At 65.3% G+C, this 14,922-nt stretch carries 13 protein-coding genes; 2 read left to right on the forward strand and 11 right to left on the reverse strand.

Features of this window, described 5'->3' with window-relative positions; all coding sequences use genetic code 11:
- Positions 1-13: 13 nt before the first annotated feature.
- Both C2134_RS18940 and C2134_RS18945 read right to left on the reverse strand, forming a co-directional pair.
- A complete protein-coding gene (locus C2134_RS18940) occupies positions 14-850 on the reverse strand; it encodes an alpha/beta hydrolase (protein ID WP_146042220.1) in 837 nt (278 codons plus the stop codon).
- A 27-nt stretch (positions 851-877) separates the two neighbouring features.
- A complete protein-coding gene (locus C2134_RS18945; protein ID WP_103321642.1) occupies positions 878-1,396 on the reverse strand; it encodes an acylphosphatase in 519 nt (172 codons plus the stop codon).
- Positions 1,397-1,586: 190 nt separating this feature from the next.
- On the opposite strand from C2134_RS18945, the gene C2134_RS21640 reads away from it, so the two are divergent.
- Both C2134_RS21640 and C2134_RS18955 read left to right on the forward strand, forming a co-directional pair.
- On the forward strand, positions 1,587-2,072 hold the full coding sequence (locus C2134_RS21640) for a GNAT family N-acetyltransferase (protein ID WP_158248825.1): 486 nt from the start codon (positions 1,587-1,589) through the stop codon (positions 2,070-2,072).
- Positions 2,073-2,199: 127 nt separating this feature from the next.
- Entirely contained in the window at positions 2,200-3,798 is a 1,599-nt protein-coding gene (locus C2134_RS18955) for a hypothetical protein (protein ID WP_146042221.1), read from the forward strand.
- A gap of 115 nt (positions 3,799-3,913) precedes the next feature.
- Here the strand turns inward: C2134_RS18955 and C2134_RS18960 are convergent, their stop codons facing one another.
- The 9 genes from C2134_RS18960 to C2134_RS19000 all read right to left on the reverse strand — a co-directional run bounded on the left by C2134_RS18960 (position 3,914) and on the right by C2134_RS19000 (position 14,921).
- A complete protein-coding gene (locus tag C2134_RS18960; protein ID WP_233196514.1) occupies positions 3,914-5,446 on the reverse strand; it encodes an aldehyde dehydrogenase (NADP(+)) in 1,533 nt (510 codons plus the stop codon).
- Positions 5,443-6,822 carry a diaminobutyrate--2-oxoglutarate transaminase family protein gene (locus C2134_RS18965; protein ID WP_199179995.1) on the reverse strand — a complete coding sequence of 460 codons (1,380 nt, stop codon included), beginning with the start codon at positions 6,820-6,822 and terminating at the stop codon, positions 5,443-5,445. The genes C2134_RS18960 and C2134_RS18965 overlap by 4 nt, the downstream gene beginning before the upstream one ends.
- Positions 6,823-6,972: 150 nt before the next feature.
- A complete protein-coding gene (locus C2134_RS18970; RefSeq protein WP_103321646.1) occupies positions 6,973-8,403 on the reverse strand; it encodes an FAD-binding oxidoreductase in 1,431 nt (476 codons plus the stop codon).
- Positions 8,400-8,951 carry a permease gene (locus tag C2134_RS18975; protein ID WP_103321647.1) on the reverse strand — a complete coding sequence of 184 codons (552 nt, stop codon included), beginning with the start codon at positions 8,949-8,951 and terminating at the stop codon, positions 8,400-8,402. The genes C2134_RS18970 and C2134_RS18975 overlap by 4 nt, the downstream gene beginning before the upstream one ends.
- Positions 8,952-9,014: 63 nt before the next feature.
- Positions 9,015-10,073, reverse strand: a complete 1,059-nt coding sequence (locus C2134_RS18980; RefSeq protein WP_103321648.1) for a TauD/TfdA family dioxygenase — start codon at positions 10,071-10,073, stop codon at positions 9,015-9,017.
- 17 nt (positions 10,074-10,090) lie between these two features.
- Positions 10,091-10,753 (reverse strand): class I SAM-dependent methyltransferase, encoded by a 663-nt coding sequence (locus C2134_RS18985; protein ID WP_103321649.1) that lies wholly within the window; start codon positions 10,751-10,753, stop codon positions 10,091-10,093.
- A 125-nt stretch (positions 10,754-10,878) separates the two neighbouring features.
- Positions 10,879-12,051, reverse strand: a complete 1,173-nt coding sequence (locus C2134_RS18990; protein ID WP_103321650.1) for a citrate/2-methylcitrate synthase — start codon at positions 12,049-12,051, stop codon at positions 10,879-10,881.
- Positions 12,023-13,900 carry an acyl-CoA dehydrogenase family protein gene (locus C2134_RS18995; RefSeq protein WP_103321651.1) on the reverse strand — a complete coding sequence of 626 codons (1,878 nt, stop codon included), beginning with the start codon at positions 13,898-13,900 and terminating at the stop codon, positions 12,023-12,025. Before C2134_RS18995 ends, C2134_RS18990 begins: the two co-directional genes overlap by 29 nt.
- A gap of 34 nt (positions 13,901-13,934) precedes the next feature.
- On the reverse strand, positions 13,935-14,921 hold the full coding sequence (locus tag C2134_RS19000) for a hypothetical protein (protein ID WP_103321652.1): 987 nt from the start codon (positions 14,919-14,921) through the stop codon (positions 13,935-13,937).
- Position 14,922 lies beyond the last annotated feature (1 nt).

Genomic DNA, 14,922 nt, shown 5'->3' on the forward strand with positions numbered 1-14,922 from the left:
CATCCCCGGCCGGCTATGCCAGGCCGGCCATTTGGCGGAGCGCATGCCGCCAGCGTTCCGGCGCGGCCTGGTAGCAATGGTCGTGATCGCCGCCTTCGATCAGCAGTTGCTGCTTGGGCCCGGTGCTCAGGCCGTACAGGCGCTGGCCCAGCTCTACCGGAATGACCTCATCGGCCGTGCAATGGATGAACAGCTGCGGCATTTTCAAATCTTCTATCTTTTCCTTGGACAGGAATTTCTGCCGCAGCAGCTTGGGAAGCGGCAGCCAATCCGCTGTCCAGGCGCGGCCGACGTCCGCGGCCGAGGTGAAGGCGCCGTCGACCACCAGCCCGTCCAAGCGCTGCGCATGGCCGGCCAGGTCGATAGCGACGGCGCTGCCCATGGAGTGGCCGTATAGCAAACGCCGAGTCGCCTGCGGCGTCCGCTCCAGAAAACGCGCCCAAGCCAGCCGGGCATCGGTATAGACCGAGGTTTCGCTGGGCAGGCGCAGGGCGCTTTCGCCATAGCCGCGATAGTCTATTGCCATCACCGCAAAGCCGGCCTGGCGCAGGCTGAGCATCAGCCCGATATCGGTGGACAGCGTGCTTTCATTGCCATGCAAATACAGCACGGCCGGCGCGTTGGGCTTGTCCGCCGGCAACCACCATACATGCACGCGGCCGGCCCGCGTGCCGCCGCCTGCCGGCGCGTCCAGCCACTCTTCGGCATAGGGCACGCCAAAATTTTTGGGATTGACGCTGACCTGGCGCGAGGGCTGAAGGATCACTAGCCGCTGCGCCACCTGCCAGCCTATCCAGATCAGCGCCAGCAGGGCGGCGCCATACAGCATTTTGCGATAAGTGGGTTTCACAGGGTTTCTTTCCTGCGGAGCCGACGCTTAGCGAGCCTGGCAGCCAGGTTCCGCTTTTTTCCAGTCGTCCGGGTCCAGCGTGTTTTTGAGAATGGCGCAGTATTCCTGTTTCGCCTCTTTCTTGGAGATTTTCTTGTCGTCCTGGCGCAGCGTGAATACGAGATTGTACGGCTTGGTGATGTGGCGGCTGGTAGAGGTCCAGCCCGTCACGGTAAAGGTGCGCAGCGCCGGATCGAATATCCCATCCCGAGTGGAGATCTTCACGTCAGCCGATTTGTCCGTGCCGCGTCGGATGCGCGCCAGCGCGTCCTGAAGCCGCTTGTCCTTGCCTTGCAGGCTGAACTGTACGGTCTGCTCTTCCGTATTGCGCGCGGTTCCGGCCAAATTGTACTGGATCGCCTGCTTCAGGATCATGGCGCGAAAGCCAACCTGTTGGACCTTGCCGCTGGCGGTGCCGTCTATGGCTTGCTGGCTGGCAGCCTGGACTTGGACTGCCATGAGCAGTGTCAGCAGGGCGAAAACGAAGCGGCGTGGCAAGTGTGTCATGAGGGATCTCCCGGTGCGATGCCCGGCATGTCGCCTGGGCGGATGGGGCGATTATATCTTCCTGCTTGCATGCCGGGCCGGCTTGTGCGGCGGCAAAGTGAACTCTTTTGCAGCGCAAGGGTCCATCGAAGCCCGGGAGCCATGCAAGGTGGCTCCCATTCGTTCTTTAAACAATACAGAGAAGACCAAGATGCAACACGACATCCGTTTCCAGTCCGTCAATGAAGACAACTTTGAAGACATCATGGATCTGGAACTTCATCCGGAGCAGGAAGGCAATCTGGCAAGCAATGCTTACTCCGTGGCCCAGATGGCGTATTACGATAATTTTATCGGTTACGGCATTTACCTTGAGGAAGAGCCGGTCGGCTTCATCATGCATGCGGTGTTGCCAGAACTGCAGGACCCGCAGGAGCTGGCGATCTACCGCTTCATGGTGGATAAGCGCTACCAAGGCCAGGGCATAGGCACGCGCGCGCTGTGCCAGCTGATCGAGCGTTTGCCGGCCGACTTTCCCCGCGCCGAACGCATCACCATCTGTTACCACTCGGACAAGCCGGAATTGCGCGCTTTTTATCAGAAGCTGGGCTTTGTGGAAGTGGGGTTCGATCCGGATTCGTTTGGCGAGGATGGCAGCGGGCCGGGCGACAACGTAGCGGAAATCCGCCTGCGCTGATGCTGAACGGCAGGCATGGCACCGGATGTTTGCTGGTCTTTTCTGTACGGCCGCGCAGATTGCGGCGCCATGCTCAATATTCCAATGAAATTGCCGATATGGTTCATCATGACAAAAGAAAACCGTGATGAACCTATCCCCACTCTTTGGCGCGCAAAACGGTCTTGGCCGGCTGCGCGCCATCTCTTTCTCCCCCAAGCTAGGCGATACAAATGCTCCCCGCGCCGAAGCGCCCCTCTTGCTTGACAGCAAGGGCTTGCAAGTGGGGTCGCCCGAGTCCCGCTTCGGCATGAGCCGGCAAAGCCTGCAGCTGCTCAAGGCCTACGATGTGCGCAATATCTCCGGGCGCGACTTGTATGACCTGATGGACGTATTGGCGGCCAATCATGATATCGACCCGGAACTGGCGGCCGACATACGCGGCAATATCGACTCCAACGGCTGGAAAACCGGCGCAGAACGCAATGCGCTGCAAACGTATGACGATGCCCGCGATGCCGTGGTGGCGGACGTCAAATCCGGCAAGCAACTTCCGCGCTTTGCCGATCCCAATCTGCGTTATCAGGATAAGCTGCTGGGTTTGTTCAAGCAGTTGGCCGGCTTGCATGACGCGCTGCAGAAAGATGCGCGCGTGGAAACCGCTGCGGAGGGCGGGGCCCGCCAGGCCGCCAATCTGATGCGGCTGGATCGCTGGATGGCCAGCGCAGATCGAAACCAGCAACAGGGCCTGCCTTTGCCCCCCGCCAGCAAGGACACCTATTTTTCCATCACCGAGACGATGGATGCCTTGGGCATAGCCGTCAATCCGTCGCATGAGGATCTGACGCCCTCCGCCACGCTGGAGCGGGCGCGCGATGGCTACCGCAAATGGCGCGAGCAGCATCCCGGTGAAACCCTCGCCATCGAATTGCAAGCAGACAAACCCGACGATCCATCGGTCAAAACCGCCAACGCGCAGCCTTCTTCCGCGCCGCTGCCGCAGGAGGATATTCAGGCACGCGCGCAGGACGCGCGCCAAGAAAAGGCCAATTTAATGGTCCAAGCGCATTACGGCATGCCCATCGCCATGCTGCAGTTGATCAAGAGCGTGGACTTCAACAAGGTTTCCGCCCAACAGCTCAAGCAGTACGCGGGTTTGCTGCGCGATTACGGGGTGATCAGCCAGGATGATGTGGATGCGCTGACGCCGTTTATCCGGAGCGGCGAGGGAAGCCCTGCCAGGTATTTTCACGATGATCTGGCGGATGCCTCGCAGCAGGTGCAAGAGTCCATCGAGTCGCGCGACCCGGAGCTGAACAACCCGCAGGCCCTGGCGCGCCAAATGAACCGAAGCGCCAACGACAAACAAGCCTTGACGCTGATCGGCCGCATGAGTCAATTGCACCAGCAATTGCAGTTTGATGACCGGGTGCAAGCCATCTCCGGAGACGGTCTGCGCCAGGCCGAGGATTTGGCCGCCTTCCAACGTTGGACCCAGGTTGAGCAGAACCCCGTCAATCGCCCCGAAGATGTCGTGCCGGAGTTCAGCAGCAAGGACCAGGCGGAAGGCATTCTCCGCGTGCTGCAGCGCATGGGCGTGGCATTGACGCCGCTGCAGGGCAACCCCGGCCCCAGCGCCCGTCTGGAATCGGCCTGGAAAGACTACCAGGCATGGCGCAAGCTGAATCCAGCCACCCAGCCGAGCATGCCGCTTACGCCGTCCGCCAGGCTGGATGCTTATGCCTGAGGGCATCAACGTTACAAAATCTGGCAGCTATCTATCCGCAAGCCCGCCCTCCGTGCCAGAGCGATCTACATCGTAGCGTGATCTGTTCTGCCAGCGACGTCTAAGCCATCCCGAATCATGCATCTTGCAGCGCCGGCGGAAGCAGCGGAGCGGGCATGTTCTGGTAGCACACGGGCCGTAAGAAGCGCGTCATCGCGCCGATGCCAACGGAAGTGCTGCGGCTATCGGTGCATGCCGGGAATGGTCCGCCATGCACCATGGCGGGTGAGACTTCCACCCAGTTTGGAAAGCTGTTAGCGAGAATGCGGCCTGCGCGGGCCTCCAGCAGCGGCAGCAGTTCTCGCGCCAGCGGCAGATCGGCCTCGTCGAGTTGCAGCGTGGCGGTGAGCTGGCCGTCCAGGCTGGCCACGATTTCAAATAGTTCTGCCAAATCGCGGCAGGCGACGATCAATCCGCAGGGACCGAACACCTCTTCCGCTAGCTCGGGCGCGGCGAGAAAGGTCGCGCCATCGGTCTCGAACAGCGTCAGCTGCGCTGCGTGCGGCCCTGGGCTGGGCAGACCTGTGGCCAATTCCGCGACGCCGGGAAGGCTGCGCAGCCGTTGCAAGGCCTGGTGGTAATTGCTGTGCATGCCTGGCGTCAACATGGTTTCGGCTGGCTTGGACGCCGCTTTCAGCGCGGCGGAACGTTGAAGCCGCGTCAGGGATTCGCCCTTCAGCGCCAGTAGCAGCGACGGGCGGGTGCAGAACTGGCCTGCGTTCAAGGCTACTGCGTCCACCCAGCCAGCGGCGATGTCCTCCGCGCGGTCCGCCAAGGCATGCGGCAAGAGCAGCACAGGGTTGATGCTGCCCATCTCTGCGAAAACGGGTATGGGTTTGGGGCGTTGCGCGGCGGCGCGCAGCAGCGCCAATCCGCCCGCGCGCGATCCGGTGAAGGCTACGGCTTCTATGGCCGGGTGTGCGGCCAGTTTCAGGCCGATGTCGTTGCCATCCCCGATCAGCAGCGAGAACACGCCTTCAGGCAGACCGCACTCGGCAACCGCTTGCTGAATGATGCGGCCGGTCAGCTCGGAAACGCCAGGGTGCGCCGGATGGGCTTTTACCACCACAGGGCATCCTGCTGCCAGCGCGGCGGCGGTATCGCCGCCGGCCACCGAGAACGCCAGCGGGAAATTGCTGGCGCCGAATACGGCTACCGGGCCTATGGCGATGTGGCGCGCTCGCAAGTCTGGCTTGGGCGGCAAGCGGCCGGGCTGGCCCGGCTCCAAGCGCGGCCCGGCGTCCAGTCCTTGCCGGGCGGCCAGGGCGAACTGGCGCAGTTGGCCGGCGGCGCGGCCGCGCTCCATGATGAGGCGCGCCGGAGATAGGCCAGTTTCGCGGGCGGCGCGTTCCTGCAGCGCGCCGCCTTGCGCCTGGAGTCCGGCTGCGATGGCCTCCAACAGCCGCGCTCGCGTTTCGCCGGAACTGGCGCGAAAGGCGGTAGCGGCCTCGCGCGCGAGCCGGCAGGCCCGCTCCACTTCCGAGGCTCCGCCGCAGCCGAACGCCGGCTCCAGTTTTTCCCCGCTGGCGGGGTCGATGGCGCGCAGCGTGCCAGACTGGCCATATACCGAGGCCCGTCCTATCAGCATTTCCCCACGAATTTCCATCATGACTGCAGCGCCTCTCGGATGGAGCGTTCCAGCTTGTCCATCGCCTCGTCCAGTTGGGCTTCCGTGATCACCAACGGAGGCAGCAGCCGCAGCACGGCGGAATGGCGGCCGCCGGTTTCGATGATCAGGCCGTTGGCCAGGCAGCGCTTCTTGATGGCGCGCGCCAGCCCGCCGTCAGCCGGGCGGCTGCCCAGCGCATCTGCGGCCGCGCCCGGGCGGACGATCTCCACGCCCCACATCAGGCCGCGGCCGCGCACATCGCCTATCACCGGTTGACGTTCCGCCAGCCCGCGCAGCGCCGCGCCCAGCTTTTCGCCATGAGCGCGGGCGCGGGCCACCAGCTGTTCGGACTGGATCACTTCCAGCGCGGCGGCGCCGGCCACCATGGCGATCTGATTGCCGCGGAAGGTGCCGGCGTGGGCGCCCGCCTGCCAAGTGTCATATTTCTCGTGGTACAGCAGCAGGGATAGCGGGTAGCCGCCGCCCACCGCCTTGGAAATCACGATGGCGTCCGGCTCGATGCCTGCGTGCTCAAAGGCGAACATGTCGCCGGTGCGGCCGAACCCGGTCTGGATTTCGTCGATGATCAAGGGGATGTCCAGCCGCGCGGTAATGTCGCGCAGACCACGCAGCCAGCGGGCGGAGGCCGGGATCACGCCGCCTTCGCCCTGGACCGCCTCGACGATCATTGCCGCAGGCTGGGTGATGCCGCTTTCCGGATCGCTCAGCATCCGCTCGATATAGGCCAGCGAGATATCTTCGGCGCGCTCGCCGCCCACGCCGAATGGGCAGCGGTAGGCGTAGGGATAAGGCAGGAAATGCACATCCGGCATCAGGGAGGCGACATGCCGCTTGGCGGTGAGGTTGCCGGTAAGCGCCAAGGTGCCGGCGGTCATGCCGTGATAAGCGCCGTGGAAGGCCAACACTGTGCGGCGGCCGGTGGCGGTTTTGAACAGTTTCAGCGCCGCCTCCACCGCGTCCGCGCCGCTGGGGCCGCAGCTCTGGAAGCGGACGTGGCGGGCGAAGTCAGGCGGCAGGCATTCCAGCAATTTTTGCAGGAAGCGGTATTTGGTCGGCGTGGTGATGTCTAGCGCCTGGGCCACATGGCCGGATTGCAGGAATTCGATCACTTTCTGTTGCACCTGCGGATGATTGTGGCCCGTGGCCAGCGTCCCGGCGCAGGACAGGCAGTCCAGGTATTCGCGGCCCGAGGTGTCAAAGACCTGGGCCAGGTGACCACGCTCGATGACCGTGTCGATGGCGTTGGCGTAGGTGCGGGCGGAGGATTCGCGCGCCTTGACGAAGTCGTACATCTGTTGCCCGTCATCGGTATTCTGATGCGAGACCGGAGTATTGAGGCGTTCAGTTACGTTCATATGGCACCTTGTCTTGGTGGGGTGGAGCCGATTGCTGTTTGCGCCGCAGACAAACCTCCTGATCCTGCGCTGTGTTTCCTTGCCGCACGACTGATTGTCTGCATCGGCATGTTTTGGCTCAGGGTTTGTGCGAGGTTTTGGTTGCGGCTTCTAGTCGTAGCGGTGGCGTCCCAGCGCCGCTGCCGGGTCTAATAGCCGTTGCAGTCCCGCGGCAAGTTCTTGCGCGGCATCGCTAGTGTGTTTGCGGTAAAACGCCGCATTGAGCGGGCCGACGCCGTGCTCGGCGCTGAACGCGCCGCCGTGATCCGCCACCAGCCGGTATAGCGCGCTTTTCAGCATGGCCAGCCGCGCCGGGCTATAGCCTGCGGCGCATTCTCGTGGCAACAACACGATCAGGTGGCAGCCGCCATCGCCGAAGTGGCCGAAGTCGTACAAGCGCAGCGCCGGGTGTTCATCGGCCAGCCAGCGCTCGGCGGCGGCATGGAAGGCGGGCAGGCGGGAGCGCGGCAGGCCGACATCGAACGACAACGGCAGGCCTTCCGCCGCCAAGGCCAGCGGCAGACTGTCGCGCAAAGCCCATAAGCTGTCCGGCCGGCCGAAGGCGGCGTCGATCAGCAGGCCGCGTTGCAGCAGGGTGGCCAGCAATGTTTCTGCCTGCTCCTGCAACATGCTGTCCAGACCCGGCATCGCGCTGGCGATTTCCACCAGCGCGTAGCAGCCGGCCGCGGACTCGGCCAAGGGATGGCGCAAGGCAGGGAAGTGGCGCAGCGTGGCCATCAACGCCGATTCGCCCATCACCTCGAAAGCGGACAGCATCTCGCCGAAGCGCTGCTCGCAGGCGTCCAGAACATCGAGCGCCGCCGCCCGGCTGGGCAGCGCCGCGAGCAGCGTCAGCACGGAGGCGTCGCGTCGTTTCAAGTCCCAGGCTGCCGCGGTGACCACGCCGAGCGCGCCGCCGCTGCCGACAAACAGTTGTTTCAGATCGATCCCGGCGTTGCGCTTGCGCAGCGGGGCGAGCAGGTCCAGCACGCTGCCCTGTTCGTCGGCCAGCACGATCTCCAGGCCCAGCAGATTGCGGCGGACGTCTCCGTGGCGCAGCAGCCGGCTGCCGCCGGTGTTCGCGCCTATCAGGCCGCCGATGGCCGGGTCGCTGCCCACGTCTATCGGCAGCCACAGGCCATGCGGTTCCAGCAGTCGGTTCAGCTCGGACAAGGCCATGCCGGCCTCTGCCACTGCGCTGCGATTGAGCGGGTCAAAGGCGCGCAGACGGCGCATTCGCGCCAAGGACAACACGACTTGGCGGCCGGAACCGTCCGGCACCGCGCCGCCGACCAGACCCGTGCGATTGCCCTGGGGCACCAGCCGAACACGGTGGCGCACCGCGGCGCGCATCAGCGCGCTGACCGTTGCGGTATCGTCCGGCAGCAGCACGGCGGCTGCCTGGCCGCGGCAGCTGGAGGCGTCTGCCTCGTATGGTTGGCAAGCCTCGCCGCGCAGCAGGGCGCCCGTCGGCAGCAGCTTGGCAGCATCGGCCAAAAAGGCATCGAGTCCGGCGATGGGAGCAAGTATGGTGGCGTTCATCGGGTTTGCCTCGCCAGCGCCAGTTGCCGCGCCAGCCGGCCGCGGATCAGCAGCACAGCCAGCATGGGCGCCACGCCTCCCAGCATCGGGCTGTGGCGAAGCCAAAGCGCGATGGCGACGGCGATGCCGGCCGCCAGCAACAGTTGCGCCGATACGCGGCGTACCCGTTCCGGGTCCGGGTGCGGCTCCCCAATAAAACCTTGCGAAGAGAACAGCGTCGCGGCGAGGCCGATGGCAAACACCGAGGCCAGCGCCGGCGCGGCGCCGAAACCGCGCCCCCACAGATCGACCGCGTCGGCCGAAACCAGCGCCAGCAGCGCGCCGATCGCCAGGTAGAGATCAATGCCTAAGGCAATCCAGCTGCCGGCCCGCCGCTTCAACAACCAGATCATATGCGGCAGCGCCAGCGCGCCGCCGGCCAGATAGGCATCCTGCCAGCGGATGCCGGCGGCGCCGGGACCAAAACGCCCCCACATCAGAAAGCAGATGGCAGGCACGAAGGCCGCCGCATGGGCGAGATAGGAGCGTCCCAGCGTGGTGATGGACATGCTGATTTCCTCGTATGGCTATGCATGGACGCTCGCGCCGGGCTGCGGCGCGGGCGGAAACGCTCAGTCGAACAGCGCCACCTGGATGTCGCGGCTGCCCTTGAACGGGTTGCGGCCATGGGCGACCGCGATGTTGTCCAGCAGCAGCAAGTCGCCGCGCTGCCAGGGAAAGGCGATTTCCTCGGCATCCAGCGCGTCGTAGATCGGCGCGATCTCATCCAGCGTGATCGGGGTGCCGTCGCCCAGCCTGACCTCATACGGTCGCGCGGGCCGGTCGCGGTACAGCAGACGGATATATTCGTAGCCGGCCGCGCCCATCGAACGGGCGTTGTTGTGCTGGGTGCTTAGCTGGTTGAACCAGATGTCCTCGCCGGTTTCCGGGTGTCGCGCGGTGGCGCCGCCCGTGTGCGACACGGTCAGGCTGCCGTCGTCCAGCCAGCGGAAGCTCAGATTGGTCTCGCGGCACAGCTGTTCCACCCGCGCCGGGTCATCGCTCTGGAACACATCGTCCCAGGGGCGGTGGTATTCGCGCATGGTGGAGTTCTTTAGCTCGCCGTCCTGGCTGGGGCGGCGAAAATTACGCAGATACTGGATGCCGCTTTGGCGGAAGCGCTCGATCAGCGCCGGCGGCAGCCGCCGCGTGACCGCGCGCATGTCGCAAATGATGGTTTCGCCGCCGCTTTCCGACGGTTGTTTGCAGAAGAAGGCCAGTTTGCGCGGATACTGCGCCATATAGGCCTTTTCCTGGTGCAGCCCTATCTTCAGCGAGGCGGGAATCCGTGTGGACTCATACACCTTGCCGTCGATATTGCGGCGCGGCGTGGCGCCGCCGATGTAGCCGAAGGCATGCTCCGGATACAGCTGGGCGATAGCTTGGAAGTCAGCGGTGTCCCTCAGCGCGAAGCCGCGCAGCAGCACGCTGCCGAAAGCGAGCAGCGCCTGGTCCAGCACGGGCAGCCGGTTGCGGTACCAGTCGGCGAATGCCGCCGCGTTGGAACGCAAGGTCTCGTCCAGCGGCGTGATCAACAGCGGCATGCGCCACGGCGACAGCGGACGGCAGGCCACCCTGGCGTTGCCCAGCGCGTGTTGAAAGCGCAGCGCCTGATCGGCGGCGTGTTCCATCGTCATCTCCTCGGTTTTTAGACCGCCAGCGGTTTGCGGATCAGGATTTCGAAGCCGAGCGCGCCCATGCCGGCGCTTGGACTGGTCACGGCGCAGCAGTCGGCCAAGCCGGCCGCCGCCACCAAGGCGCGCGCCTCGTCCAGCGTGACCTTTTCCTCGACGTGGGTGGGCGGGTAGCCGACCGCGGCGCGCATCTGTGTGAACTTCTCCAGCAATGCCGGGGAGACATCGCGGCGCATGTCGTGGACCAAGCCGACGCCGCCTGGCTGCAGCACGCGGTACATTTCGGTCAGGCTCTTGATCTTGTCGGGCAGGTGGTGCAGCGTGGCGCGGCTGACCGCCATCGCCAGGCTGGCGTCGGCGAAAGGCAGGTTTTGCGCGTCGCCCACTTTCAGTTCGATGACGCGGTCCAGGCCCAGATCGGCGATGCGCGGCCGGCCGCCCTCCAGCATGGTTTCATCCAGGTCCAGGCCGATGAAGCGCCAGTTCTTGAATACCGGGTCGGCCGCCAGGCGCACCGGCACCACGGCGGTGGCGGTGCCGATGTCCACCAGCGCGCCGGGCGCCATGTCCCGGGCCAACTGGCGGATGCGGGTGACGAACAGCACATCCCACGGTTCCAGCGCCTGGGAGGCGAAACGGTCGTATTCGTCCGCTGGGCGAAGGTTTTTCAGTAGCATTGCGTTTCTCCATAAAAGTAAAAGCAGGATGGCGAGAGGCTGGAGCAAGGACTGAGGCAAGGCGCGCCGTCGCGGACAGTCCGATTGCGCCACGCGGCATCAGGCCTTTCCCTGGTCACGATTTTTTACAGCCAACCCACCGGAACGGTAGCCAGCAGCTTTCGTGCGGCCTTGCTGTTGACGCCAAAAGCCGGGCGGTCGCGGCGCTCTATCGCGTGCGCTACCATCGCGGCCACGCGGGCGCACAAGCCCAGGCCCACGCCCCAGCGCGGCTCCGTCACTCCAAGGTCAAGCAGGCTGGCGGCGGTGATGAAGTCGATGTTGGGCCGCAACCCTTTGCGCTCCAGCGCGCGGCGGCATGCGAGATCGAACAGCCGGATGTAGGCGCCGCCGAATCCCCATTGCGTGTACAGGGCCCGGATGTGCGGCGGGCGCGGATCTTCGACGAACAGCGGGTGGCCAAAGCCGAACAACAGCTGGCCGGGCGAATCCAGCGCGCGGTCTACCGCCGCGAACACGGCGTCGTCGCTAGCGTCCGGGCCTATGTCCTTCAGCCAGGCCAGCGCCTCCTCGGCCGCGCCCACATGTTTGGGGCCGCTGGCCATGAAGCCGGCCGCCACCGCCTGCGGCAGGGTGACGCCAGTGCCGATGGCGGTCCGCGGCACCAGCACGGTCGGCGTGATGTAGCCGAAGCCGGCGTGCCAGGCCACCAGCAGCGCATCGATGGCGCGCAGCGCGGCCGGATCGCGGTGGGCGGTGCCCATTGCCGACAACACCCGTTCGGCGTGGCTCTCGCCGCAGGCGGGGCCGGCGCCGCCGCCGAGCGCGGTCTCCAGGAAAACCGGCGCGCAAGCGATGCACACCAGCCCTTGGATGAAGTCATCCGCATCCGGCAGGCCATGTGAGGCTGCCTCGGCGCGGACGACCCGCTCCAGCGCGGAAAGGTCGGCAAGGAATCCGCAGGCGGCGGCCTGCACCATGCCGGCGCCGCAGTCCGCCACGGCGCGAATGCCGTTCAATACCGCGTGGCCTGGGAGCGCGGCGGTGGCGGCGGCTAAAGTCGCGTCCACCGCGAGGGCCGCCTCTGGCTTGGGCATGTCGCCGAACCACACCCGCCACAGCGCGCGGGAGAAATCGATGCTGCCTATCAGTTCGTTCAGATTGCTGCCGCGCACCCACAAGCCTTCGTTCGGTTCTATGGTGGCGCCATCGATATCCGTCCCGCGGTACAGCGTGCGCGGGCCGCCGAACAGCGATTGCGGCGTTGCCTCAGACGGCGGCGAGACGGTTTGCGTCATGGCTTTCCTCCTGGGCGAGTTCGGCTAGGGAGACGGCGACAGCAGCTTCCGGCAGGTTGGCGATCACCTGCTTGTGCTGATGCACCGTGGGCAGGATGTTGGCGAAGAAGTAGCGCGCAGTCTTGAGCTTGCCGTGGTAGAAGGCAGCCTCGCGCTCATCCTGGCCGCGCGCAAGCGCCTGGGAGGCCAGCGCGGCGCTTTCCAGCAAGGTCCAGCCGCAGACGGTGTAGCCGAGCATCTCAAGAAAGCGGGTGTAAAACTGGCTGCTTTCCTGCATGCGGCCCTCGCTGACGGCCTCGCCCAAACGGGACAGCGATTGCTCGACCGCAGACATGGCCGCGTCCAGCTGCAACAGCAGCAAGGCGAGCGAGGGATCGGCGTTGCCGCTGGCAAGGAAGGCGTCCAGCTCCTCGCGCAGGTATTTGATCAGCCTGGAATTGCGTCCGAAGCCCAGCTTGTCGCGCACCAGATCCTGCGCCTGGATGTAGTTGGTGCCCTCCCAGATCGACAGGATTTTCACGTCGCGCGCGTTCTGCTCCACCGGATAGGCGTCGGTATAGCCGATGCCGCCATGCACCTGGATGGCCAGCTCGCATATCTTCCACGCCTGGTCGGAGACGAAGGCTTTGCATACCGGCGTGAGCAGCTGGACCAGTTTGCGTTGCTTCTCCACCCGCATGTCGTCCGGCGCGGCTTCGGCCTCCAGCGCGAAGGCTTCGGTGGAGGCGGCGGTGAGCTTGCCGAGGAGGCCGCGGCAGCCCTCCACCCTGGCTTTCATTTCCAGCAGCATGCGCTGGATGTCGCCATGCTCGGCGATAGGCAGGCTGGGCGCGGTATGGTCCGAGGTGCGCTCAATGGCGCGGCCCTGGCGGCGTTTGCCGGCAAATTCGACCGAGTGCAGGTAGGCTGAGGAGGCGAGGCCCAGGCCGATGACTGCTGTGCTGATGCGGGCCTGGTTCATCAACGGAATCAGCTGCAGCAGGCCGGCGTTCTTGCGGTTGCCCAGCAGCACGGCGCGCGTGACGCCTTTGCGGCCGAAGACCAAACGGGTGTTGGCGCAGCCTTTCAGACCCATTTTGACCGGCAGTTCGGCGCACTCGACGAAATTCTCCTCCAGCTCGCCGGTTTCCGGGTTGGGCCAATAGCGCGGCACCAGCAGGCAGGACAAGGAGTAGGAGCCGCTGCTGCTATTGCCCAGGCGGCCGAGCACGAAGTACACGGTGTTGTCGGTGAGGCTGTGCATGCCGGCGGAAATGAATACCTTCTCGCCGGTCACCGCGTACACGCCTTCCTGCTCCAGCGGTTCGGCCTGGGTTTTGACGGCGGTCAGATCGCTGCCGGCCTGCGCTTCGGTGGCGCAGAAGCAGGCGTCCCACTCATGGTGCTGCAGCTTATCCAGATAGGTGGCTTTCTGCTCCGGCGTGCCATGCAGACGGAACAGCTTGATCGCGGGCAGGTTGAAGCCGCCGTAGGTCATGAAGGCAGGATTGGCGCCCATGAACATTTCCTGGATGGCCTGGCGGATGATGGGCGGCAGCGCCGGGCGGTGGATGTCGCCTGAATTGCCCAGCACCGGCACCCATTCCTGTTTGTAACGCTGCCACAGCGCATGGAATTCCTTGGGAATCACAACCTCGCCATTGGCCAGCAGACGGCATTCCTGCCGGTCGGAGGCTTGGTAGGCGCGTCCCAGCTCCAGCGCGAATTCGCGGGCCTGGTCCAGCAGGCGGTCGTAATGGGGGCGGTCCTTATCGTTGAATGGCGGCCGCGACAGGAATTGGCGTTCCGTCCGGTTTTGTTCCCACAGGAAGAAGCGCAGCTCGCGCAGGCTGACTTTGTAAGCGGACATATCGGTTCCCGTTATTGAAAATGGCGCCGCAGCTTCAGGCCGCGGCGGAAATCTGCGCCACCATGGCGCCTGACATGCCGCACAGCGCGGCATCCCATAGCAAGGCGGTGGCCTGTTGACCGGGTTGCAGCGAGGCGCGCAGCCGTTGCATCGCCAGCAGTGGATCGGCGCTGGAAAAATGGCAGCCTTCCCGCGCCATGCGGCGCGCCGGGGAGATGCCCAATTCGTCGCCGACGCGGTTGGCGAAGCCTTCGCCGAAACCGGCGGGCAGCATCCACTCGATGTCGGCCGGCCGCATGCGCGCCTTGTCCAGCGCCGCGCGCGCCGCCAGGATGGCTTGCGGCAGCAGCCGGTCGGCCAAGTCGTTGGGCGTGAGCGCCCATGGGTTGGCAATGGCCTCGCCATAGTCGACGGCATGGGCGTAGATGCGTCCCCAGCCCTCGCCGTCGCGACTATCCAGCAGCATGGCCGCGGCGCCGTCGCCGTAGGCCACCAGGTCGCCCCAGGCGCGGAAGAACGGATAGAGCCATTTGTCGGTGGCCACCAGCAACACGCTGGCGTCCTGATGGCAAAGCGCTTCCACCAGCGTCAGCGCGTTGTAGACGCCAGCGGTGCCGGACTGGCCGACGGCGAAGGGGAGCGCCTCGTCCAGCCCCAGCGCGTGCTGGATGCGTCCCGCCACCGATTCGTTGATGCGTTGGTTCAGCGAGGCATTGGCGACGACGATGTGGGTGACGGCGGCCAGATCTTCGGCGGGGACCTGCTCGCGCAGGCTGGCTACCGCCTGCAGCGCCAGGTCGGCGTGGCTAAGCTGGGCGCTGGCTACCGGCAGCGAAGCCGGCGAGTCCGGCATCAGCCGCAGGGTTTCCGCTTCGTCCAGCTTGCCCTTGCCGCGCGGCAGGGCGTAGGCGGCGGACGGGAACAGCAGGTGGCCGTAGCCAAGATTGCGCTCTGCGGCCTGCACGCCGTGAAAGGCGGCGCGATCCGGCACAGAGGAGGCGATGGCGCGGATTCTGAGCATG

The organism is Chromobacterium sinusclupearum, assembly GCF_002902845.1.
Lineage (GTDB): Bacteria > Pseudomonadota > Gammaproteobacteria > Burkholderiales > Chromobacteriaceae > Chromobacterium > Chromobacterium sinusclupearum.

Bases quoted from the DNA above. Each gene is read 5' to 3' on its own strand.
- C2134_RS19000 (WP_103321652.1), bottom strand. From the start codon at position 14,921: ATGCTCAGAATCCGCGCCATCGCCTCCTCTGTGCCGGATCGCGCCGCC.
- C2134_RS18955 (WP_146042221.1), top strand. From the start codon at position 2,200: ATGAACCTATCCCCACTCTTTGGCGCGCAAAACGGTCTTGGCCGGCTG.
- C2134_RS18970 (WP_103321646.1), bottom strand. From the start codon at position 8,403: ATGAACGCCACCATACTTGCTCCCATCGCCGGACTCGATGCCTTTTTG.
- C2134_RS18985 (WP_103321649.1), bottom strand. From the start codon at position 10,753: ATGCTACTGAAAAACCTTCGCCCAGCGGACGAATACGACCGTTTCGCC.
- C2134_RS18980 (WP_103321648.1), bottom strand. From the start codon at position 10,073: ATGGAACACGCCGCCGATCAGGCGCTGCGCTTTCAACACGCGCTGGGC.
- C2134_RS18945 (WP_103321642.1), bottom strand. From the start codon at position 1,396: ATGACACACTTGCCACGCCGCTTCGTTTTCGCCCTGCTGACACTGCTC.
- C2134_RS18990 (WP_103321650.1), bottom strand. From the start codon at position 12,051: ATGACGCAAACCGTCTCGCCGCCGTCTGAGGCAACGCCGCAATCGCTG.
- C2134_RS18975 (WP_103321647.1), bottom strand. From the start codon at position 8,951: ATGTCCATCACCACGCTGGGACGCTCCTATCTCGCCCATGCGGCGGCC.
- C2134_RS21640 (WP_158248825.1), top strand. From the start codon at position 1,587: ATGCAACACGACATCCGTTTCCAGTCCGTCAATGAAGACAACTTTGAA.
- C2134_RS18995 (WP_103321651.1), bottom strand. From the start codon at position 13,900: ATGTCCGCTTACAAAGTCAGCCTGCGCGAGCTGCGCTTCTTCCTGTGG.
- C2134_RS18965 (WP_199179995.1), bottom strand. From the start codon at position 6,822: ATGAACGTAACTGAACGCCTCAATACTCCGGTCTCGCATCAGAATACC.
- C2134_RS18960 (WP_233196514.1), bottom strand. From the start codon at position 5,446: ATGATGGAAATTCGTGGGGAAATGCTGATAGGACGGGCCTCGGTATAT.